This window comes from Pseudoalteromonas pernae, from assembly GCF_039831865.1.
In the GTDB taxonomy this organism is placed as follows: Bacteria; Pseudomonadota; Gammaproteobacteria; order Enterobacterales; family Alteromonadaceae; genus Pseudoalteromonas; species Pseudoalteromonas pernae.
The window spans coordinates 538,310-558,414 of the sequence record NZ_JBDODM010000001.1; the positions used below are offsets into that span (position 1 = coordinate 538,310).

General features: G+C 45.2%; 19 protein-coding genes and 2 tRNA genes. 11 read left to right on the forward strand and 10 right to left on the reverse strand.

Annotated features, from left to right (window positions below; genetic code table 11):
* Positions 1-52: 52 nt before the first annotated feature.
* Positions 53-1,579, reverse strand: coding sequence for a fumarate hydratase (locus V1358_RS02305; RefSeq protein WP_347392464.1), 1,527 nt, complete (start codon positions 1,577-1,579; stop codon positions 53-55).
* A gap of 157 nt (positions 1,580-1,736) precedes the next feature.
* Between V1358_RS02305 and pabB the strand changes: the two genes are divergently transcribed.
* From pabB to V1358_RS02320, 3 genes are all read left to right on the forward strand, one after another.
* Positions 1,737-3,089, forward strand: a complete 1,353-nt coding sequence (gene pabB, locus V1358_RS02310) for an aminodeoxychorismate synthase component I (RefSeq protein ID WP_347392465.1) — start codon at positions 1,737-1,739, stop codon at positions 3,087-3,089.
* A gap of 9 nt (positions 3,090-3,098) precedes the next feature.
* Positions 3,099-3,677, forward strand: a complete 579-nt coding sequence (locus V1358_RS02315) for an NUDIX hydrolase (protein WP_347392466.1) — start codon at positions 3,099-3,101, stop codon at positions 3,675-3,677.
* Between the two features lie 84 nt (positions 3,678-3,761).
* On the forward strand, positions 3,762-5,138 hold the full coding sequence (locus tag V1358_RS02320) for an L-serine ammonia-lyase (RefSeq protein WP_347392467.1): 1,377 nt from the start codon (positions 3,762-3,764) through the stop codon (positions 5,136-5,138).
* 72 nt (positions 5,139-5,210) lie between these two features.
* Here the strand turns inward: V1358_RS02320 and cysB are convergent, their stop codons facing one another.
* Entirely contained in the window at positions 5,211-6,188 is a 978-nt protein-coding gene (gene cysB / locus V1358_RS02325; RefSeq protein ID WP_347389153.1) for an HTH-type transcriptional regulator CysB, read from the reverse strand.
* A gap of 354 nt (positions 6,189-6,542) precedes the next feature.
* On the opposite strand from cysB, the gene V1358_RS02330 reads away from it, so the two are divergent.
* Positions 6,543-7,307, forward strand: a complete 765-nt coding sequence (locus tag V1358_RS02330; RefSeq protein ID WP_347389152.1) for a hypothetical protein — start codon at positions 6,543-6,545, stop codon at positions 7,305-7,307.
* A 95-nt stretch (positions 7,308-7,402) separates the two neighbouring features.
* On the opposite strand, the gene V1358_RS02335 is transcribed toward V1358_RS02330, so the two are convergent.
* Positions 7,403-8,695, reverse strand: coding sequence for an NCS2 family permease (locus tag V1358_RS02335; RefSeq protein WP_347389151.1), 1,293 nt, complete (start codon positions 8,693-8,695; stop codon positions 7,403-7,405).
* A gap of 242 nt (positions 8,696-8,937) precedes the next feature.
* On the opposite strand from V1358_RS02335, the gene V1358_RS02340 reads away from it, so the two are divergent.
* Together V1358_RS02340 and V1358_RS02345 are read left to right on the forward strand one after the other, a co-directional pair.
* Positions 8,938-9,375, forward strand: coding sequence for a SulA-like leucine-rich domain-containing protein (locus tag V1358_RS02340; RefSeq protein ID WP_347392468.1), 438 nt, complete (start codon positions 8,938-8,940; stop codon positions 9,373-9,375).
* Between the two features lie 43 nt (positions 9,376-9,418).
* The gene (locus V1358_RS02345; RefSeq protein ID WP_347389149.1) at positions 9,419-9,877 is read left to right on the forward strand and encodes a YchJ family protein; all 459 of its coding nucleotides are present in this window, start codon (positions 9,419-9,421) and stop codon (positions 9,875-9,877) included.
* Between the two features lie 110 nt (positions 9,878-9,987).
* Here V1358_RS02345 and V1358_RS02350 read toward each other — a convergent pair whose 3' ends face one another.
* On the reverse strand, positions 9,988-10,758 hold the full coding sequence (locus V1358_RS02350) for a hypothetical protein (protein ID WP_347392469.1): 771 nt from the start codon (positions 10,756-10,758) through the stop codon (positions 9,988-9,990).
* Between the two features lie 94 nt (positions 10,759-10,852).
* Complete coding sequence (locus V1358_RS02355) at positions 10,853-11,362, reverse strand: VC2046/SO_2500 family protein (RefSeq protein ID WP_347392470.1); 510 nt, start codon at positions 11,360-11,362, stop codon at positions 10,853-10,855.
* 112 nt (positions 11,363-11,474) lie between these two features.
* Here V1358_RS02355 and V1358_RS02360 point away from each other — a divergent pair.
* Positions 11,475-11,559: transfer RNA gene (locus V1358_RS02360), tRNA-Tyr, on the forward strand.
* A 37-nt stretch (positions 11,560-11,596) separates the two neighbouring features.
* Positions 11,597-11,681: transfer RNA gene (locus tag V1358_RS02365), tRNA-Tyr, on the forward strand.
* An 11-nt stretch (positions 11,682-11,692) separates the two neighbouring features.
* Here the strand turns inward: V1358_RS02365 and V1358_RS02370 are convergent.
* Positions 11,693-12,391 carry a M48 family metallopeptidase gene (locus V1358_RS02370; RefSeq protein ID WP_347392471.1) on the reverse strand — a complete coding sequence of 233 codons (699 nt, stop codon included), beginning with the start codon at positions 12,389-12,391 and terminating at the stop codon, positions 11,693-11,695.
* A gap of 185 nt (positions 12,392-12,576) precedes the next feature.
* Between V1358_RS02370 and V1358_RS02375 the strand changes: the two genes are divergently transcribed.
* On the forward strand, positions 12,577-15,915 hold the full coding sequence (locus V1358_RS02375; protein WP_347392472.1) for a PAS domain S-box protein: 3,339 nt from the start codon (positions 12,577-12,579) through the stop codon (positions 15,913-15,915).
* Positions 15,908-16,894 carry an HD domain-containing phosphohydrolase gene (locus tag V1358_RS02380; protein WP_342675989.1) on the forward strand — a complete coding sequence of 329 codons (987 nt, stop codon included), beginning with the start codon at positions 15,908-15,910 and terminating at the stop codon, positions 16,892-16,894. The genes V1358_RS02375 and V1358_RS02380 overlap by 8 nt, the downstream gene beginning before the upstream one ends.
* On the opposite strand, the gene V1358_RS02385 is transcribed toward V1358_RS02380, so the two are convergent.
* Both V1358_RS02385 and V1358_RS02390 read right to left on the reverse strand, forming a co-directional pair.
* Positions 16,891-17,292 carry a VOC family protein gene (locus tag V1358_RS02385; protein WP_342675987.1) on the reverse strand — a complete coding sequence of 134 codons (402 nt, stop codon included), beginning with the start codon at positions 17,290-17,292 and terminating at the stop codon, positions 16,891-16,893. The genes V1358_RS02380 and V1358_RS02385 overlap by 4 nt on opposite strands.
* The gene (locus V1358_RS02390) at positions 17,282-17,905 is read right to left on the reverse strand and encodes an HD domain-containing protein (protein WP_342676370.1); all 624 of its coding nucleotides are present in this window, start codon (positions 17,903-17,905) and stop codon (positions 17,282-17,284) included. The genes V1358_RS02385 and V1358_RS02390 overlap by 11 nt, the downstream gene beginning before the upstream one ends.
* A gap of 236 nt (positions 17,906-18,141) precedes the next feature.
* On the opposite strand from V1358_RS02390, the gene V1358_RS02395 reads away from it, so the two are divergent.
* Positions 18,142-19,332: a class I SAM-dependent methyltransferase gene (locus V1358_RS02395; protein WP_347392473.1), complete on the forward strand. Its 1,191-nt coding sequence runs from the start codon at positions 18,142-18,144 to the stop codon at positions 19,330-19,332.
* Between the two features lie 47 nt (positions 19,333-19,379).
* Here the strand turns inward: V1358_RS02395 and V1358_RS02400 are convergent, their stop codons facing one another.
* Together V1358_RS02400 and V1358_RS02405 are read right to left on the reverse strand one after the other, a co-directional pair.
* Entirely contained in the window at positions 19,380-19,679 is a 300-nt protein-coding gene (locus tag V1358_RS02400; RefSeq protein ID WP_342675983.1) for a PilZ domain-containing protein, read from the reverse strand.
* Positions 19,680-19,703: 24 nt separating this feature from the next.
* Positions 19,704-20,078 carry a response regulator gene (locus V1358_RS02405; protein ID WP_342675981.1) on the reverse strand — a complete coding sequence of 125 codons (375 nt, stop codon included), beginning with the start codon at positions 20,076-20,078 and terminating at the stop codon, positions 19,704-19,706.
* Positions 20,079-20,105: the final 27 nt, after the last annotated feature.

A 20,105-nucleotide genomic window follows, 5' to 3' on the forward strand; every position in this document is an offset into this window, starting at 1 on the left:
TTCACTCCATAAAAAAGAGCGCAAATGCGCTCTTCTTTTTAACAGATAGGCATTATTTTAACGCGCTATCCAGCTCTTCGATTTTTGCTTTCCAAATTGCAGGGCCCTGCGTATGCGCGTTCGCGCCTTCGCTATCTACTGCAACGGTTACTGGCATGTCTTCTACTTCAAATTCGTAAATAGCTTCCATACCCAAATCTTCAAACGCGACTACGCGTGCTTTCTTAATTGCTTTAGCAACCAAGTAAGCAGCACCACCAACAGCCATCAAGTAAACCGCTTTATTATCTTTGATTGACTCCACGGTTGCTGGGCCACGCTCTGCTTTACCGATCATGCCGATAAGGCCTGTTTTCTCTAACATTAGGTCAGTGAATTTATCCATACGTGTTGATGTTGTTGGACCTGCTGGACCTACGACTTCATCACCAACAGCATCTACTGGGCCTACGTAGTAGATAAATTTATTCTTGAAATCAACACCTTCAGGCATGCCTTCACCGCTTTCAATCATCCCTTGAAGACGTTTGTGTGCAGCGTCACGGCCAGTCAAAATCTTGCCGCTTAGCAGTACGGTTTCACCCATCTTCCACTCTTTGATGTCTTCTTTAGTCAAGGTATCAAGATTTACACGGCGCGTATCAGCACCCACTTCCCATGTTACTTCTGGCCAATCTTCTAGTTTTGGTGCTTTCAAATCAGCAGGACCTGAACCATCTAGGGTGAAGTGTACATGGCGTGTTGCCGCACAGTTCGGGATCATCACCACTGGCTTCGACGCAGCGTGAGTGGGTGCCGTTTTAACTTTGATATCAACAACCGTAGTTAAACCACCCAGACCTTGTGCACCAATACCTGTTTTGTTGGCACGCTCGAAGATTTCTAAACGTAGTTTTTCTTCAGTCGTTTGCGCCCCACGCTCCATTAGCTCGTGGATATCAACAGGGTCCATCAATGATTCTTTTGCCAGTACCGCTGCTTTTTCAGCCGTACCGCCGATACCTATACCTAGCATGCCAGGTGGACACCAACCTGCCCCCATAGTTGGTAGCGTTTTCTCAACCCATTCAGCTACATCGTCTGAAGGATTCAACATTACCATTTTCGTTTTATTTTCAGAGCCGCCGCCCTTCGCTGCAATCATCACTTCAACTTCATTGCCAGCAACCATATCGATATGTACAACTGATGGCGTGTTGTCTTTGGTGTTTTTACGTGAACCTGCAGGGTCAGCAACAATTGATGCGCGAAGCGGGTTATCTGGGTTTAGATAAGCGCGACGAGTACCTTCATCAACCATTTGCTGTACGGTCATGTCGGTTTTATCCCATTTAACATCCATACCAATTTTCACGAAACAGGTAACGATACCTGTGTCTTGGCACAGTGGACGCTTACCTTCAGCAGACATGCGCGAGTTAATTAGGATTTGCGCAATGGCGTCTTTCGCCGCTTTGTTTTGCTCTTTGTTGTAGGCTTTCTCTAGCGCCTGAACAAAATCCAATGGGTGATAAAACGAGATATACTGCAACGCATCGGCAATGCTGTCGATGAAGTCTTGCTGACGAATAGTGCTCATAGTTCTTCCTTCATACTTTGTCGCCATGCTTTAATTTAGTTAAAGCAATCACGACCAATCGGTGACGTGCGCACGGTGAGAGAGTGCGACTTCTGAAAAAGTGTAACTTATGATAACCTCCCAGCCCGTTTCGGGCTAGTTCTTCGAGTTGAAGATAATGACAAATTCGCAATTGCACTGCATCAAAGTGCCATTACAGGCACAACCCTGTGATGTATTTACTCATTTTCACCATTTGACCGGGGCTATATTCCTCGATTCAGCAAGCGACGAGCACGTCAACAGTCGTTTCGATATCATCGCCATAAACCCGCGTAAATGGCTATCCGTCAAAGACGCGCAGATCACCTTAGATGGCCATTCAGTAAAGGGCGATGTGTTTGCGCTGATGCAAGATGAACTAGCTGCTTTGTGCACTGACAAGGCCCCCCATGAATTGCCATTCAGCGGAGGTTGGTTGGGTTATTTTGGTTATGACCTGGGCAGAATTCTAGAACGCATGCCTGAGCTTGCGCACAATGATATTGACCTAGCACAAATGCAGGTGGGCCTCTATCACGACGCGCTTATTTTTGATAAAGCACACAACGAGTGGTTTTATGTTGCCCAACCGGACGTTGATAGTGACTCAGGTTTAAACCAGTACCTGTCGTTGATTTCCGCGCAGCCTGTGAATGAGACTTTTGCGCTAACATCCGCTTGGCAATCAAATATGAGCTATGAATTTTACGCCCAGCAGTTTGCCAAAATTCAAGAATACTTGCGCAGTGGCGATTGCTACCAAATTAATCTAGCCCAGCGTTTTTGTGCGCAATATCAAGGTTGTGAATGGCAGGCTTATCAGCGCTTACGCGCGCACAATCGTGCGCCGTTTTCAGCGTTTATTCGCCTAAGCGATGGGGCCATTTTATCTATCTCTCCTGAGCGTTTTATCGAAGTAAAGAATAATCAGGTCGAAACCAAACCAATCAAAGGTACCCTTCCGCGCAGCACAGATACACAAGAAGATGCGGCCTTGGCAGAACAACTGGCAAACTCGCCGAAAGACCGCGCCGAAAACGTTATGATTGTGGATTTACTGCGTAATGACTTAGGCAAGGTCGCAAAGCCCGGCAGTGTGCATGTTCCTTCGTTATTCGCCATTGAAAGCTTTCCAGCAGTGCATCATCTAGTCAGCACAGTGCGTTCAGAATTGGCCGCGGGAAAAACAGCCATCGACCAGCTTCGAGCGGCATTCCCTGGTGGCTCAATAACAGGTGCTCCAAAAATTCGCGCCATGGAAATAATTGAAGAGCTCGAACCGCATCGCCGCAGCGTCTACTGTGGCTCTATCGGATATTTGAGCGCCTGTGGCGACATGGATACCAGTATCACCATTCGCACCTTGGTAGCGCACAATAGTAAGCTCTATTGTTGGGCCGGTGGCGGCATTGTTGCAGACTCAAACGTTGAACTTGAATACCAAGAAACGTACCATAAAGTGAATAAAATATTGCCAACATTAGAGTGAGTTATCACGGTGGAAAAGTTAAACTGTGCGCAGATCATCAGCCGTTACCTGCTATCTTCGCCGGTTTTCAGCGACAATAAACTCCACCCCAAACGCCGCAGCGCAGTGATGATGCTTATTAGCGATTCGCCTTCTGGCGCGCAGGTACTGCTATGTAAACGCGCCAGTCATTTGAGGCATCACCCCAGCCAGCTTTGCTTTCCCGGCGGCAAGCAAGAGCGCGAAGACCCAACTTTAGAGCACACGGCCCTACGCGAATTGCATGAGGAGCTGAATATTCCTGCCAAACATGTTGAGGTCATTGGCCGTCTACCAGAAATTAGTACGCTGGGCGAAATCGTCATCACGCCGTATCTCGCTTATCTCAAACCAGGTACACTCTGGCAAATTGACCAAAACGAAGTCGACACTGCGTTTTTCATCTCGTTTGCAACGCTGTGCGATAAAACAAATTGGCATACATTACCTATTGAGCGAGCCAAGAGCACACTGCACTTCGAGGTATTGCCGACCCAGCATGGCCTCCTTTGGGGCGCAACTGAGCGCATCATTAACCAATTCATCAACCAGCTTGGTCTGAGCAGTTAAAAATCTAACCGCTGGGATTACATCTATAATTATTTAACGTTATCATGGCCGACCGTTCAAAAGGTTATGTGAGTTATATCTACTATGATCAGTGCATTTGACATGTTCAGTATTGGCATTGGTCCATCGTCTTCACACACAGTGGGTCCAATGCGTGCTTCGCGACTTTTCGTTCAAGCGCTAAAAGAACAAAATAAGCTTAATGATGTCACCGAAGTGAAAGTTGAACTGTTTGGCTCTTTGGGGCAAACAGGTGTAGGTCACGGCTCGGGCAAGGCCGTTATTTTGGGATTAGCAGGTTACGATCCGGAAACTGTCGACGCCGACGCAGTGCCAGACATCCTTGAGAAAATCGAGCAAGAACAAGTTATTTACCTTGATAAAAAACACCAGGTAAAATTCCCAAAGCAAGGTGCGATTGTTTTCCATCGTCGTAAAACCTTGCCTAAGCATTCTAACGCCATGGAACTCATCGCGTTCAATGGCAAAGACATTATTGCATCACAAGTCTACTACTCTATCGGCGGTGGATTCATCGTTACCGACCAAGACTTTGACAATGAAAAACAAGCTGCGCTTGATATTCGTGAGCAAAATCCAGCTCCCTATCCATTCGATAGCGCGCAAGAGCTACTTGAATTGTGCAAAGAGTCGGGCTTGAGTGTATCTAGCTTGATGATGGCGAATGAAAAAACCTTACGTTCAGAACAAACTATTCGCGACGAACTATTCCACATTTGGGAAGTGATGAAAGCCTGTACAGAGCGCGGTATGCGCACCGAAGGCATTCTTCCTGGCGGTTTAAAAGTGCGCCGTCGTGCACCGAGTTTGTATTTGAAGCTCAATGTTGAAAACAACAACGATCCTCTTCGCGCGATGGATTGGGTAGACTTATTCGCTCTTGCTGTTAACGAAGAAAATGCCGCAGGTGGGCGTGTTGTAACTGCACCCACCAATGGTGCAGCGGGCATCCTGCCAGCAGTATTGATGTATTACCACACCTTTATCAAAGAAGTGGATAAAGAAATCGCTACACGTTATCTGCTCACTGCCGCTGCGATTGGTATTCTATATAAAAAGAATGCATCGATTTCTGGCGCTGAAGTAGGTTGCCAAGGTGAAGTGGGCGTAGCCTGTTCAATGGCTGCGGGCGCGTTAACGGAAATCATGGGCGGTAATGTCACACATGTTGAAAACGCGGCTGAGATTGGTATGGAGCACAACTTGGGTCTTACTTGCGACCCGGTGGGTGGCCTAGTACAAGTGCCGTGTATTGAACGCAACGCTATGGGTGCGGTTAAAGCTATCAACGCATCACGCCTTGCAATGCGTGGTAGCGGTGAGCAAAAAGTGTCACTAGATAAGGTTATCAAAACCATGTGGGACACAGGTAATGATATGAAAACCAAGTACAAAGAGACTGCTCGCGGCGGTCTTGCAGTTAATATCATTGAGTGTTAATTCACTGCTCCGATACAAGCAAAAAGGCGACCTGAGGTCGCCTTTTTTAATACGCTTTCATCACCCATTACATTAGCGCACGGGCAAGTCTATGTCTGCAAACATAGCATCCACATCGTCTTGGTTACGCAATAAGCAGGCTTTCTCAACTCTGTCTTTAGTTAGGTGCGGTGCAAAACGTTCAATAAAGTCATACATATAACCGCGTAAGAAAGTGCCCTTCCTAAAGCCAATCTTTGTGGTGCTCGCTTCAAATAAGTGGCTCGCATCAATGACTACTAAATCTTTATCGCTGACCTGGTCAATCGCCATCGAGGCCACAACACCTACGCCTAACCCAAGTCGCACATAGGTTTTAATCACGTCAGCATCGGTTGCCGTAAAAACAATATGTGGTTCATGTCCGTGTGCATTAAAGGCTTTATCAAGTTCAGAGCGACCCGTAAAACCGAATACATAAGTGATTAATGGATACTGGGCAATATCACCTATGGTAAGGTTATCGGCTTTTTTCGCCAATGGATGATCTTTGGCCACCACAATACTGCGGTTCCAGTGGTAACAAGGCAACATCACTAAATCTGAGTATAAGTGCAACGCTTCGGTAGCAATTGCAAAATCAGCATCACCACGCGCTGCCGCATCCGAGATTTGTTGTGGTGTACCTTGATGCATGTGCAAAGACACCGCTGGATATTTGCTCATAAAGCCTTGAATAACACCCGGCAACGCATAACGAGCCTGTGTATGTGTGGTGGCGATATTGAGCTTGCCCTGATCAGGGAGAGTGTGTTCATTCGCGACGGCTTTGATGCCCTCGACTTTGGATAGGATCTCGCGAGCAATATTGATAATGTCATTACCAGCACTAGTAACATGCGTGAGATGTTTGCCGCTGCGCCCAAATATTTGCACTCCGAGTTCGTCTTCAAGCATTCTGACTTGCTTTGAAATCCCCGGTTGAGAGGTATACAAACTCTCAGCGGTTGCTGACACATTAAGGTTGTGGTTCAACACCTCAACGATGTACTTTAGCTGCTGTAATTTCATGGTATTAAACTTTCTTTATTATTGTACTTTATACGGCATGCTCTGAAGTATAGCCTCCAAAGCGCTGGCGAAGTCCTTTTTGTGAAAACAAATTCGCACGGCATAAGTTGGGGTGATTAGGACGAATATCTTACAAATCAACGCCTAGAATAACCCAATTTGTGCAGTGGGTTAGGCTAGCATATTTAATTAGCCCTCGGTACTGTTGATTTATGTTCAAGGTGCAAATCCTCTCCTATACTCTTATTTTATTTAATGTTATTTCATGAATTTATCGCTTATCACTACCTTCGCTGTGGTTCTTTATGTAACATGGCTGATAGCGGGTAAAATTTTTAGTAAGAGAATCAGTGCATGATAGTTTCTATCATAATCCTGTTAATTGTTGCGCTTATCGTCATAGCGGTATGGGTAAGTGCTGTGCAGCAACACAGAGAAAAACAAGAAGCTCAACGCCGCCAAGAGCTCCAAAAGCAAAAGAAAATTATTGAAGACACTGAAGAAGCATTGGTCAACAGTGTGAATATTCCGCTCTCGAATAATATCCTGACTATTCTATATCGCCGCATCTACGACGCGCTTGTCACTATGGTTGAGCTATCGCCTCAATCCAAGGAATTAAAATCGCGCTTAAATGATGCGAAGCAAAGACTGGCAAGCGGCATCGATGAAAACGTTAATGCGGGTGAAAACTTTGTGCTGCCAGAGCATGATAAGCAGCTTATTGCTCTCATCCAAGGCATTAAAAAGCTGAGAAACATTCTGCGCTCTGAACACAGTAAAGGTAAACTAGACACCCCAGTCTTCATGCAAGAAGATAAAATCTTCGAGCACTTACAACTGAAAATTAATATTGAAAGCTTAATTAAACGCGGTTCATCAGCGCGCCACGCCAACATGATTGGTTCAGCTCGCCAATATTTTGAAAAAGCCTATGCGACCATCTGTGGGCTTAGTTACAGCGATGACTATGTTGTATCTAAAAAGCAACAACTTGAGCAGCTTCTCAACGAAATCAGCGTTGAACTAAAGGCATCTAATGCGTCAACTCGCAAACAACGTGAAGAGCAAGAAAAAGACGACTTAGACGTGTTATTTGCGCCGAAGAAGAAGTGGTAACCGCGTCGAAGCAGTTATACCACTGAGCATGAAGATTTTATGTATCAACGACAATGAGTATTTATAAAAATGGCGCCCTGTGGCGCCATTTTTAATTACGACAAAAAGATAAATTTCAACACAAAAAGTATACTCAGAATCCAAACGCTAATACTGACCTCATTCGCCTTATTGCACACAACTTTCACTGCCGTGTAAGCGATAAATCCTAAAGCGATGCCGTGCGCAATAGAGAACGTTAGCGGCGTCATCAAGAGTACCACTGCGACTGGGATTGCGTCTGTCATGTCATCCCAATCAACGAGCTTCAAGTTTTGTAGCATCAAAATCGAGACATACAAAATTGCCCCTGCTGTCGCATAGGCTGGTACCATGGCTGCTAGCGGTGCGAAAAACATCATCAGTAAGAAGCAAATACCCACAACAACAGCGGTTAAACCTGTACGGCCACCCACCGATACACCCGCCACCGATTCAATGTAGGAAGTAGTGGTTGACGTACCAAGTACTGAGCCTGCGATTGTTGCAGTACTGTCAGCACTTAGCGCACGACCAAGTCGTGGCATACGCCCCTGCTCATCCGCTAGACCCGCTTTTTGGGTAACAGCAACTAAGGTGCCTGAAGTGTCGAACAAGTCTACAAATAAGAAAGCAAACACCACGCTTAGCATTGACAGCTCAAGTGCTGCGGCAAAATCAAGCTGCATAAAGGTCGGTGCTATTGATGGTGGCGCAGAGACAATCCCCTGATATTCAACCAAACCGAGTGCCAGTGCTAAACAGGTCACGAGCAGAATACTGATTAGTACGCCGCTTTTTATATCTCTGTACAACAATCCAGCAATAATAAAGAAGCTAAGGATCGCAAGCGCAGGGCCTGCGCTGGTGATGTCTCCAAGCTGTACTAATGTCGCTGGGCTGGCCACTACAATACCGGCATTTTTTAATGCGATAAGCGCCAAGAACGCACCAATACCCGTTGCTATAGCACGTTTGAGCACCAGTGGAATGGCGTTTATGATCCACTCGCGAACTTTAAAAAGGCTCAACAACAAGAAAATACTACCCGACATAAATACCGCACCAAGAGCCGATTGCCACGTGTATCCCATGCCTAACACCACGCCGTACGTGAAAAAGGCATTTAGCCCCATACCAGGAGCGAGCGCTAACGGGTAGTTAGCCCAAAATCCCATGATAAAACAGCCGATAGCCGCAGCAATACAGGTGGCAACAAAAGCCGCCCCTTGATCCATACCCGCTTCGGCGAGCATCGCTGGGTTAACAAAAACAATGTACACCATAGTGATGAAGGTCGTTAAACCGGCAATCACTTCACGCTTTACCGAGCTTCCATGCGCTTTGATTTTAAAAACACTCTCTAGCATAAGTCTTTTTTCGAGCTAACAAACAAGCGCGCAATGTTAGCACAACTGCGGACAATTGACCGCTTTTAATGGTTGTTTGCTGCAACTTTATCGCAGCTTTTTGACTACCCGTTTAATGGTCGCTGAGCTAATGATTAAAAAAGCCTCAAAAAAAGCTTGCACACAACAACTGTATAAACTACTGTATACGCATACTGTATAAAACACTGTATATCGTTCACATTACCCACAGCGAGGCAATTATGTTACATACAGCGGCTATTCGACACGTAAAAAGCTACAAGCAAGACAATCCTGCAGCGATTAATATTGTACAAACGGAAGATGAAATTTCCGCATCGTTCGAGCTACTTAAAATCGTGCATCGTTATAACAAGAGCAACGGTTGGACTTTGCTTATTGCGCCGGACCACATTCCGAGCCGTGACTTATTAGATTCATGTTCAATCGATACTAATAAGCTACTCGTTATCCGCAGAAAGCATATCGTTGACGTCGAGTACGTACTTAATTGTGCGCTACAAAATGGCCGTTATTGCGCAATCATCACGTGGACAGATATCGTGAACCAAAATCAACTTGAAAAAATGCAGCTCAACACGCATCAAGCAAAAGCACAGTTGTTTTGTTTCACATCAGACGAAGAGCAAGCTCAATTAGCCGTGCCGCATGTAATGTAAGTTTGATACACTGTTAGTTGATGTAATTTTTCAGAGACTTAATATGTGTTTTTGTGGGTCGCCACAACCATTCGAACAATGTTGTGGCGTGTACGTAAACGGTCAACAAAACGCGCCCGATCCATTAGCGTTAATGAAATCGAGATACAGCGCATTTTGCACTCAGGCAATCGACTACCTATGTGCGACTTGTTCAAGCAAAGCAATTGTAGGCAACGCAAAAGAAGACGTTGCTCAATTCGCAAAAGCCGCCAAATTTACCAAGCTAGAAGTGATTGATAGTCAATGGGAGCTAAGCCCTGCGACTGTTGAATTCAAAGCGTACTATTTGTACGACAGTACCTTATGTTGCATTCACGAACGTTCCTCGTTCGTTATAGAGCAAGGCAGTTGGCGTTATGACGAAGGTGAACTGTTCTCTACCCCTGAAATTAAATTAAGCCGCAATGATGCTTGCCCTTGTGGCAGTGGCAAAAAGTTTAAAAAGTGCTGTGCAATATAACTGCTAGTTAGCAGGGAGATGTTGCGAGTGAATGCTAGTGTAATGTATCAATGTGCATCGAGGCACTGTCACTAAGCGGACTGGAGCCAAAGCCCAGTCCACTCGGTTAATTAAAACTTATAACTTGCGCTCATCAAGGGTCCGTGAGTGATAGAGTCATAGCTGAAGTAATTGCTGCTGCCTCTGTCCCCAGTATCATAATCGACATAAGTCGCTTTATATTGAAACGACATATCCCAGTTTTCAGTTAAATCGTAAACGACACCTAGTTTAAGGCTAGATGTCATTTTCGCTGACAATCCGAAGCCGCCAATATCTGCGGCAGTATTAAAGTGCCATTTCTCGGCAAACTCTCGGTTGTAACTAAAACCTAAGATGATATCGACCCAATCTTCATCCCTGTCGACAACACGGGTTTGCGCAAACATCGCTGTATCAACATCAAATTGATAGGTGTTGTCCCAACGACGCAAGCCAACATAATTTACCCAATTACCCACAGATTTACTGTGGTGCTTATATGCTAAACTGACTTCTAACACACCTTGGCGTACACGAGCGCTAAGCACGCCATCCCTTGGTACATCCAGTGATTTTTTCAAATCCATATAGCCCCAATCGGCGATCACTCCCCAATTAGAGTCATGGAACGCTTCAAAACGAACCATAAAAGCACTGTCTAAATTATCTAAAATAGTGCCAAAGTCTACCGTAAGCGGTGCTTCTAATGTACCTATGGCAGAGTCGCCATCAATTGACGTCGCCATTAAATATGGCTCAACTTTAAAGTCCCATTGGTTCGCATGGGCATTCATACAAACCGCTGAGCTTGCTGCAATGGCGAGATAACAAAAGGCAGAGTTAAATTTCTTACATCGCATAATCATTCCTTGTTAGGTAAGAATCCTAGATTGAGTATAGCCCGACCAATCAAGAGCGCCTGATTTGATTTAGCTACTCAGCGAAATAATGAAATTAAGCAATCGCACTTAGCCCTTGAAGCTTGAGATCATTGAGTTGGTCATAAAAAGCTGCACTGTCCATCTGCGGCTCATTGAGTGACATTGACTGATCTTGGTACTTGGCTTGTACCCTAGGTTCACAATTGTCGATAATGGGCAATGGGATGTGCTTGAGATCATTGCGAATAGCCAACGGCGTAGGGTCTAAGCAATCTTGTAATCGCAAAGAATCTCGCAAACCAGTGGAAATGTACTCACATTGATTTTGCGTCAGTACAATATTGAAGTGCTCTGGTGCGCAAGGACGCGCCCGAGCAGCGCCTAATTGCATCCTCAACTGTTGCTCGTCAACCTGAGCGGCTGTGTTATCACAAACAGGCAAATGAAATTGCGCAAAATCCAACGCATCGTGAGAGATCGAAGCAAGCAACCAGGCAAAGTCGCCACGGCGTTGTTCTTGCACGCATTTATTTAGTTGAGTTCCTAATTGCAGCTCATTGCTGAGAATCGACTCAATTTGCATAAAGTTTGTTCGACCTGAATTATATCTAACCAGTTATCGGCTGTTTTTGAATTTTCTTTAGTTTTTTTCTTTACTTGAATGCTCAGTTTGCTATTATCGCCGCCGTTGCTTAGGAGGGGTTCCCGAGCGGCCAAAGGGATCAGACTGTAAATCTGACGGCATTGCCTTCGCTGGTTCGAATCCAGCCCCCTCCACCACTATTCTTTAGTTCTAAGCAACCGACCACTTTTGTGTGGAGGGGTTCCCGAGCGGCCAAAGGGATCAGACTGTAAATCTGACGGCACTGCCTTCGCTGGTTCGAATCCAGCTCCCTCCACCACTTTTCTTTCTTTATTCGAATCTTAATTCCAACTTGTGACCATTCTCTTTCAGCCAAGCTTTAGCTTGATTCGTATGCGCGTATGTTGTCTCTACAAATTGCCAAAACGCATTGCTGTGGTCCATATGGCGAATATGTGCAAGTTCATGCACAATCACATAATCAATCACCCACTTGGGTGCACCAACTAGAAAAGTGTTAAAACTCAATTCACGACGTTGATTACAACTACCCCATCTGCGCTTGTACGTTCTGACTTTTACATCGCTGGCTGTAACACCCATCTCATTTTGCCAATACGCTATGCGCTCGTTTACGTATACAGTTAAGCTTTGTGATAGATAAGCGAGTAACATGTCCTTAGCTTTACTCGTAACCTGACTTACTCTGTGTGCGATGACAAATTCGACAGCGCCCATCTCACTAATCGTCTGACTGCGTTTTCCGCGGCTCACTTTGATGTTTACCCACTCGCCAAACAACATAACCTTGTTGTCTTGCAGCGGTTTCGTTACCTGCGAGGTGAAATCGCTTTGTTTCAATAATTGCGTTTCTATCCATGTGCGTTTGCTGAGTACGAAGTCATCAATAAAACGCTTACACGCACCATGGGGTGCTCGCACTGAAACACTTTGCGCCTTCACATGAATCGCGATGGTTCTGCGTTTTTTACTAAAAATCAGGGAATAATTTATTGGTTGGCGTTCCAAAACAGCTCCATAAGAACCCATTTGAGGTACGATATGTATTTTGCTAATGTGATGATACCATCGTTTCGCATACTGCCTTCAAGGTAATATTTGGCGAGATAATGCTAATTCTTTAAAATCAATGCACTATACTTATTATCGTTTGGGCCTACGCCCAGTTGTTTATCGGGGTATTTGGCTTTCTAATGCTTTCACAATTTTTCGCAATCGATCCTGCTTCTGAGTTCCTCGTGAACGGCTCTTACAATTATGGACTGGTTGCACTTTCAGTCATCATCGCCATTTTTTCTTCATTTTTTGCTTTGCAATTACGTTCATTCGCAGATTCAAATCGCAACACTGCCTCCTATAAATATGCACTTGTCTCAAGCTCTGCCGCCTTTTCAGGTGGAGTTTGGAGTATGCATTTTATCGGCATGCTGGCATTTAGCCTATGTGTCGAGGTCGATTACAACCTCACCATGACAGCATTGTCTTTTCTACCGGTTTTTGGCGCTACAATTGTCGCATTCCACCTTATTCGCGGGTTTAAGGTTGATACTAAGACGCAATTCATCAGTGCCCTATTACTCGGGGCGGGAATTGGTCTTATGCACTACAGTGGCATGGAAGCTATGCGCTTAGGGCCAAAACTCGCTTATGATCCCCTGTGGTTCGCACTATCTATTCTCGTCGCTGTATCTCTTGCCTGGATTGCGCTTGCGATTCATATGAAGCTTCGTAAGCCAAACGCAACAACAGCACAAGGAGTTTGGGCCTGCTTTATCGGCGCCATTGTAATGGGCTTAGCAGTATCAGGAATGCATTATACGGGTATGCATGCAGCACGCTTTATTTCGCAAACCCCCTACTATACTGAGCAAGCTAACTTGGACCATGTCGTAGACTTGGCGCTCGCCATTGCTATTGTCAGCGTGTTATTAGTCTCTGTGATTGGCTTGCTACACAGCTTGTTGCGTTTTCGCATTCTGTTAAAGAAACAAAAAATTAGTCAATCTCGCCTTGAGGCGGTTTTAAACACGGCAGTGGACGGCATTGTCACTATAACCGACAAAGGTAAAGTATTAAGCTTTAATGCTGGCGCTGAACGGATCTTGGGATACAGCAGTGATGAAGTTGTCGGGAATAACGTAAAAATGTTAATGCCTGACGATATCGCCGTACAACACGACTATTTCCTCTCCCGTTATAAAGACACTAGGCAACGCAATATTATTGGCTACGGCCGCGAAGTCACGGCCCAACACAAAGACGGTCATACTTTGCCCATCCATCTCGGTGTCGGTGAAGTTGCGCTACCAGACAAAAAAGTCATGTTTGTTGGCTTTATCACTGACTTAAGCGAACACAAAAAAATGCAGCAACAACTCGCTGCCCAAGAACACCATTACCGTACGTTAATCAATAATATGCCCGGCGTCGCCTTTCGTTGTCGCTTAGACAAGTACTGGAGCATGGTATACATCAGCCCAATCGTTGAGAGCCTTACCGGTTATACGGATGAGGAGTTTGTCAGTGGAAGTATTCATTTTTCAGATTTAATTGATCCTGAGTTTGAAGAAAGCTTACGAGAGAAGATTTATAACGCCATAGCGATAAACCAAAGTGACTACTCCTTTGAATATCGAATCAAAACTAAGTCTGGTATGCAAAAGTGGATTTTGGACAAAGGCACTTTTGAGCCCGATGACGAAAATGAAATGTGTATTGCTGGCGTACTGGTTGATATCAGCGAGCGCAAGAGCATGGAACACGAGCTCGTTGCAGCCAAAGACAAAGCAGAAGCAGCTGCGGAAACAAAACAGGCTTTCCTCGCTAATATGAGCCATGAGATACGCACTCCCATGAACTCAATTATCGGCTTTTCTGAAGTCTTGTTGGACAGCCCACTCAGTAAAAACCAGCGTCATCAACTCACCAATGTGTTGCAATCCGCTCGCTCACTGCTGCATTTACTCAACGACATTTTAGACTCTGCCAAATTAGAGCAAGGCAAAGTCTCAATTGAACGTATCCCTTTTGACCTTCTCGTCCTATGTGATTCTGTCGTTTCAAGCTTCTATCACCAAGCACAGAAAAAAGGTTTGACCCTGGATATGCAATTGGACGACTCCTTGCTTACCTATTACGTTGGTGATCCACAACGGATCCGCCAAGTGCTCGTCAACCTGCTTGGTAATGCCCTAAAGTTCACAGAGCAAGGCCGTGTCACGCTTAAGGTAATTGTTGCCGGTAACGATGTGCGATTTGTTATTGAAGATACTGGCATCGGTATTGCGCCAGAACGTGTCAACGCTATTTTCATGCCCTTCGAGCAAGCTGACGATAGCACTACCCGTCGCTTCGGGGGCACTGGATTGGGCACCACAATATGTCGCCAGCTAGTCAATCTGATGGGCGGCGACATAGATGTGCAAAGCACACTAGGCGTAGGGAGTGAATTTAGTTTTAACCTGCCGTTATTACCCGCAAGTGATGAGCAAATAAGTGAGCTGCAACAAGAACATGCTTCTTCAAAAAGCTTGCCCACAATGCCGACGCTGAATATTCTCATTGCTGACGATGTTGCTCAAAACCGTGAATTACTCGAGCTACGACTAGGCAATTTAGGCCATAAAACACAAACAGCCGTAAATGGTGAAGAGGCGGTCATCAAGGCTACATCAGAGCATTTTGATGTTGTACTCATGGACATTCATATGCCAATTTGTGATGGCTTAGAGGCGACACGCCAACTGCGCCAGCACGAAAGTGCAACCAACATACAACCAACTGTCGTAATCGCACTGACAGCCAGTGTATTGCAAAGCGACAGAGAAGCTGCGCGAAAGGCTGGTATGAATAGTTTTGCGACTAAACCTGTCGTGGTTGAAGACCTAATGTGTGATATCGCTCGCCTTTTGAATATTCAAGTGGATGTCGCCAACGAAAGTGTTGTTCAACACAACACGCATACCGGTAACATCAGTGTTAATGAAGAAAAAGGCATCAACCTTTGGGGAACATTAGAGCTATACATCCACCAGCTACAGCAATTTTTTGTTTCCAAAGCCGCAGATATTAAAGCACTTGGCAAACTCAATGAATTGGATGAAGAGCAATTGATGTTGGTGCATACATTAAAAGGGCTTGCTGGAAACCTGTGTTTACCAAATCTCAGCGCCCAATTAAACGACATAGAACGACAAGGCATGGTCACCGACGAACACCGATTTGCGTTATTCAGTTGTTTAGATGAAATTGATGGGTATCTGCAGCATCATCCTTTAACTAATATCACCCCAGCTCAAACGTCTGTGGAAAACGTGAGCGTTTTAAAACAGTTACTGCCACACATACAAGAGCTGTGCGATAACTTCGAATATGACAGCAATAGTTGCGAGCAGCTGCAAGAAGCTGCAGGTCAACAATTTATGGGCGATGTGGAACAAATTATTGAGCTAATAAATGAGTTCGAATTTGATAAGGCCAAACAACACATTGCTACCCTTATGTCCCAATTAGAGAGCTTTGAAGATGATTGAAGATGCACGTCCTACACTGCTCGCAGTAGATGATGAGCCAACAAATTTAAAAGTACTCAACGAAGTGCTCGGCAAGGACTACCGTCTCATCTTCGCCAAGTCAGGTGAGCAGGCGCTGATGTTAGCCGCGCAAAAGTTGCCGGATCTGATTTTGTTAGACGTGATGATGCCTAACATGTCAGGCTTTGATGTATGCAAAAGCCTAAAGCAGAACACAGATACCGCTGCCATTCCTGTTATTTTCGTAACCGCGATGCAAGAGGAAATAGACGAGGCCAACGGCTTCGCATTGGGTGCTGTGGATTACATCACCAAGCCAATCAGCCCAGCAATCGTGCGAGCTCGTGTTAAAAATCACTTATCCTTGGTGCAAGCCGATTTATTGAAATCTGCGCAACTCGAATTAATCCAGCGACTCAGCCATGCAGCGGAATACAAAGACAATGAAACAGGTCAGCATATCATTCGTATGAGCCGCTATTGCCATATCATTGCCCTTGCCTACGGCATGAATGAGCAACAGGCCGAATCTTTGCTTTTAGCCGCACCTATGCACGATATAGGTAAAATCGGCATTCCTGACAACATCCTGCTTAAACCCGGAAAGCTCGATGATGAGGAATATCAATACATGAAAGCTCACGCAACGATAGGTGCTGATATTTTAGCTGGTTCAAGCTCTGCACTAGTGCAATTGGCACATCGTTTAGCATTGGAACATCACGAGCGTTATGACGGCAAGGGCTACCCAAACGGCCTAAAAGGGGAAGAAATATCTATTGAAGGGCGAATTTGTAGTATTGCCGATGTGTTTGATGCCCTCACGTCCCGACGCCCGTACAAAGAGCCATGGCCTGTAGAGCAAGCGATTGAGCTTATGCGCGAAGAAAAGGGGAAACACTTCGACCCAGAGTTAGTCGATGTTTTTATATCTCAACTTGATAAGATATTGGCAGTGAAAGAAAAGTACTCTAATTAAAGTTGGGCTTTAAGCGCCGAGTATTCAAAACAGGTGATCTCATGCATATTGTTGTAGGGATCACGAAAATACATTGAAAATGACACCTGATGATCTGCTAAGTGGACAGTAACTCCATGCTTTTGCAGATGAGAACGCCAGTGCACAAAGGCCGCGGCATCAGTATTAAAGGCAATACCATTACTTCGTTTACCGCCTTCAAATAACGCCAAACAGATGGACCGTGCTTGGTCTTGCAGCATCAAAGGCCCATCTTCTTGTTCGTAATACCAAAACTCCAGCTCAGGAACGACATCAAAGCCCATCACCTCTTGATAGAAGGCTTTCGCCTTTACCACGTCATCGACCTGTAGATGACAGTGATGAATGCCCCTGAGCGGTGGTGCACTAGTATTCATAGACAATACCGATTTCCTCTCCTAATTGGCTCAAAAAATCATGCATATACTGGGTGCGCTTTTGCGCTTCAAGACGCGCACTCTGGGTGTTCATACTATCAGCGATACCCAATAATTTCACAAAGAAATGGTCAAGTGTATATTTACCATCATCCGCTTCTCTGTGGTAAGCAAACGGGTCTGTGGGATGATACAAGCCGCGACAAATTGCGCCCCCGACTTTCATGCAACGACTAATACCAATCGCGCCTAGGGCATCCATTCTGTCGGCATCTTGCACAATCTTAGCTTCCAATGTCAGTGGCGTGATATTAGCGCTAAAGCTGTGAGCGACAATAGCATGGTGTATCGCCTCGAAATACTGCTCGTCGTAGTTAATACTGTGCAAAAATGACAACGCTTTATCGGCTGCCATTTGCGATGCTTTCGCTCTATCCGGGTGATTTTTTGCAACAGCGACACAATCATGCAACCACGCAGCAGGTAGCACCACAGCCATTTGAGCTTGCTCATCAACACACAGGGTTTTAGCTACTTTGACCACACGCTCAATATGGGTGATGTCATGTGCTGCATCCGCACTACCGCACTCAAGAAAAAAATCTCGGCACAGCTCCTCGACCCTCTGTAATTGAGGTGGTAATTCAACTATTTGTTTATTCACTGATTCTCACTATTAAGACCGATTATTTTTATCTAAAGCTTGGTCGAGAAATGGATGTTATCAAAAACGTCCGCGTTAATTAACTCAAATGACATTAAAACACGCTAACTAAATTGGCAAAATTAATTTGAGTATCGGCGCATCACTGCCTAGAATAGCGCCTCATTTCACAAGCGGGAACAGCAATGGCCGGTGCAATATATCTTCAAACTGGACGCGAAAAATCTTTAAAGCGTAAACATCCTTGGATTTTTTCTAAGGCGATAAAAAAAGTGAAAGGCAATTTAGCACTTGGTGATACCGTCACTGTCTATGACAGTAACGGCAAATACTTAGCAACCGCTGCATACAGCCCTGAATCTCAAATTCGTGCCCGTGTATGGTCGTTCAATGAAAAAGAAGTCATTGATGGCGAATTCTTCTATCAACGCCTAGCGCGCGCATATTCAGTTCGTGAGCACACGATTGAAATGGGTGGTCTCACTGGTTTTCGCTTATGCGCGGGTGAGTCAGATGGCTTACCAGGTGTCACGATAGACAAGTTTGGCAACTACCTTGTGTGTCAGCTGTTAAGCGCCGGTGCTGAACGTCACAAAGGCGATATCGTTAATGCCCTGCATCGCCTGTTTCCAGAGTGTGCTATCTATGAGCGCTCTGATGTGGATGTGCGCAAAAAGGAAGGCCTTGCGCCAACAACCGGAGCTCTTTTGGGTGAAGCGCCAACAGCGCCAGTGCTTATCAAAGAAAATGGTTTAACCTGCGAAGTTGATATCATTGGTGGCCACAAAACCGGCTTCTACCTTGACCAGCGTGACAGTCGCGCAGCACTTGAGCGCTATGTGAAAGATAAAGAAGTTCTGAACTGTTTCTGCTATACCGGTACCTTTGGTCTCTACGCGCTACGTGGCGGCTGTAAAGAAGTCACTAACGTCGATGTGTCGCAAAACGCCTTAGACATCGCTAAGCGCAATGTTGAGCACAACAATCTAGACATGAGCAAAGCACAATTTGTAAAACAAGACGTGTTTAAACTACTTCGTGAATACCGCGAACAAGGTCGTAAGTTCGATACTATCGTGATGGATCCACCGAAATTTGCAGAGTCTAAAGCGCGGCTAACTGGTGCATGCCGTGGCTATAAAGATATCAACATGCTGGCCATGCAGTTATTGAACCCAGGCGGCACATTATTGACCTTCTCATGCTCAGGCTTAATGGAACAAAATCTGTTTCAAAAAGTGGTGGCAGATGCAGCCTTAGATGCCCACAAAGACTTGTTGATCGTAGAGCGTTTAAATCAAGCGGCCGACCACCCTATCTCAGGGCCTTATCCAGAGGGTTTTTACCTCAAAGGTCTGGTTTGTAAAGTCTATTAAGTGCTCGCTCGTGAGTGGCAACCGCCACTCACACTCATTCTTGGGAGTTAATTTATATCCAACATCTCTACACCCACACAATACTGCCCATCCTCGTCTTGAGAACATCGCACTACACGAGTCAGAGCTTTTAAAGGTGGAATTGCACCGCCAGAGGACTCAATGTGCACAGTCGCAGTAACGCCTGGATCAATGGCTTGTTCAACGTACAAATTCATACCCGTTGCGCTTAAGTCACGACAGGTAGCAGCTAGTAGGATGGATTGATTATCGATAGATAACTCTATGGTGGCTTCTGTATCGACCGTCATGCGGCGAAAGTTGCGGCGCTCATCATTATAAAGCATGGTTATTATTCTCCTTATTATGCTTTAAATCAGCGTTTGCAAGCTCTCCAGTAGTTCGTTAAAGGCTAAGGGCTTTTCAAAGAAACCATCGCATCCAGATTCGAATGCTTTCTCCTTTGCCTCTTGTGTCTCCAACCCAGAAATAATTAAAATGGGTATACCACTGGTTTCAGGTGTGTTTTTCAAGATCCGACAGGTATCAAACCCATCGATGCCCGGCATACACACATCTAACAAAATGGCATCTGGATTAATGACAGACACTTCCTTTAAGCATTGCTCGCCTGATTTAGCGTATTCCAACTCAAATTGTTCACTCAATACATCAGTGTAGAACTTAAAATTGAAATACTCATCATCTACGACAAGAAGCTTAGCCCTTTTTTCCTTACGCAACAAAATTTGCCGTCCCTGTAATACTACTCA

Excerpts from the sequence above, each read along its gene's own strand:
- V1358_RS02305 (WP_347392464.1), bottom strand. The coding sequence starts at position 1,579 with ATGAGCACTATTCGTCAGCAAGACTTCATCGACAGCATTGCCGATGCG.
- pabB (WP_347392465.1), top strand. The coding sequence starts at position 1,737 with ATGACAAATTCGCAATTGCACTGCATCAAAGTGCCATTACAGGCACAA.
- V1358_RS02320 (WP_347392467.1), top strand. The coding sequence starts at position 3,762 with ATGATCAGTGCATTTGACATGTTCAGTATTGGCATTGGTCCATCGTCT.
- cysB (WP_347389153.1), bottom strand. The coding sequence starts at position 6,188 with ATGAAATTACAGCAGCTAAAGTACATCGTTGAGGTGTTGAACCACAAC.
- V1358_RS02330 (WP_347389152.1), top strand. The coding sequence starts at position 6,543 with ATGATAGTTTCTATCATAATCCTGTTAATTGTTGCGCTTATCGTCATA.
- V1358_RS02335 (WP_347389151.1), bottom strand. The coding sequence starts at position 8,695 with ATGCTAGAGAGTGTTTTTAAAATCAAAGCGCATGGAAGCTCGGTAAAG.
- V1358_RS02340 (WP_347392468.1), top strand. The coding sequence starts at position 8,938 with ATGTTACATACAGCGGCTATTCGACACGTAAAAAGCTACAAGCAAGAC.
- V1358_RS02345 (WP_347389149.1), top strand. The coding sequence starts at position 9,419 with ATGTGTTTTTGTGGGTCGCCACAACCATTCGAACAATGTTGTGGCGTG.
- V1358_RS02350 (WP_347392469.1), bottom strand. The coding sequence starts at position 10,758 with ATGCGATGTAAGAAATTTAACTCTGCCTTTTGTTATCTCGCCATTGCA.
- V1358_RS02355 (WP_347392470.1), bottom strand. The coding sequence starts at position 11,362 with ATGCAAATTGAGTCGATTCTCAGCAATGAGCTGCAATTAGGAACTCAA.
- V1358_RS02375 (WP_347392472.1), top strand. The coding sequence starts at position 12,577 with ATGCTTTCACAATTTTTCGCAATCGATCCTGCTTCTGAGTTCCTCGTG.
- V1358_RS02380 (WP_342675989.1), top strand. The coding sequence starts at position 15,908 with ATGATTGAAGATGCACGTCCTACACTGCTCGCAGTAGATGATGAGCCA.
- V1358_RS02385 (WP_342675987.1), bottom strand. The coding sequence starts at position 17,292 with ATGAATACTAGTGCACCACCGCTCAGGGGCATTCATCACTGTCATCTA.
- V1358_RS02395 (WP_347392473.1), top strand. The coding sequence starts at position 18,142 with ATGGCCGGTGCAATATATCTTCAAACTGGACGCGAAAAATCTTTAAAG.
- V1358_RS02400 (WP_342675983.1), bottom strand. The coding sequence starts at position 19,679 with ATGCTTTATAATGATGAGCGCCGCAACTTTCGCCGCATGACGGTCGAT.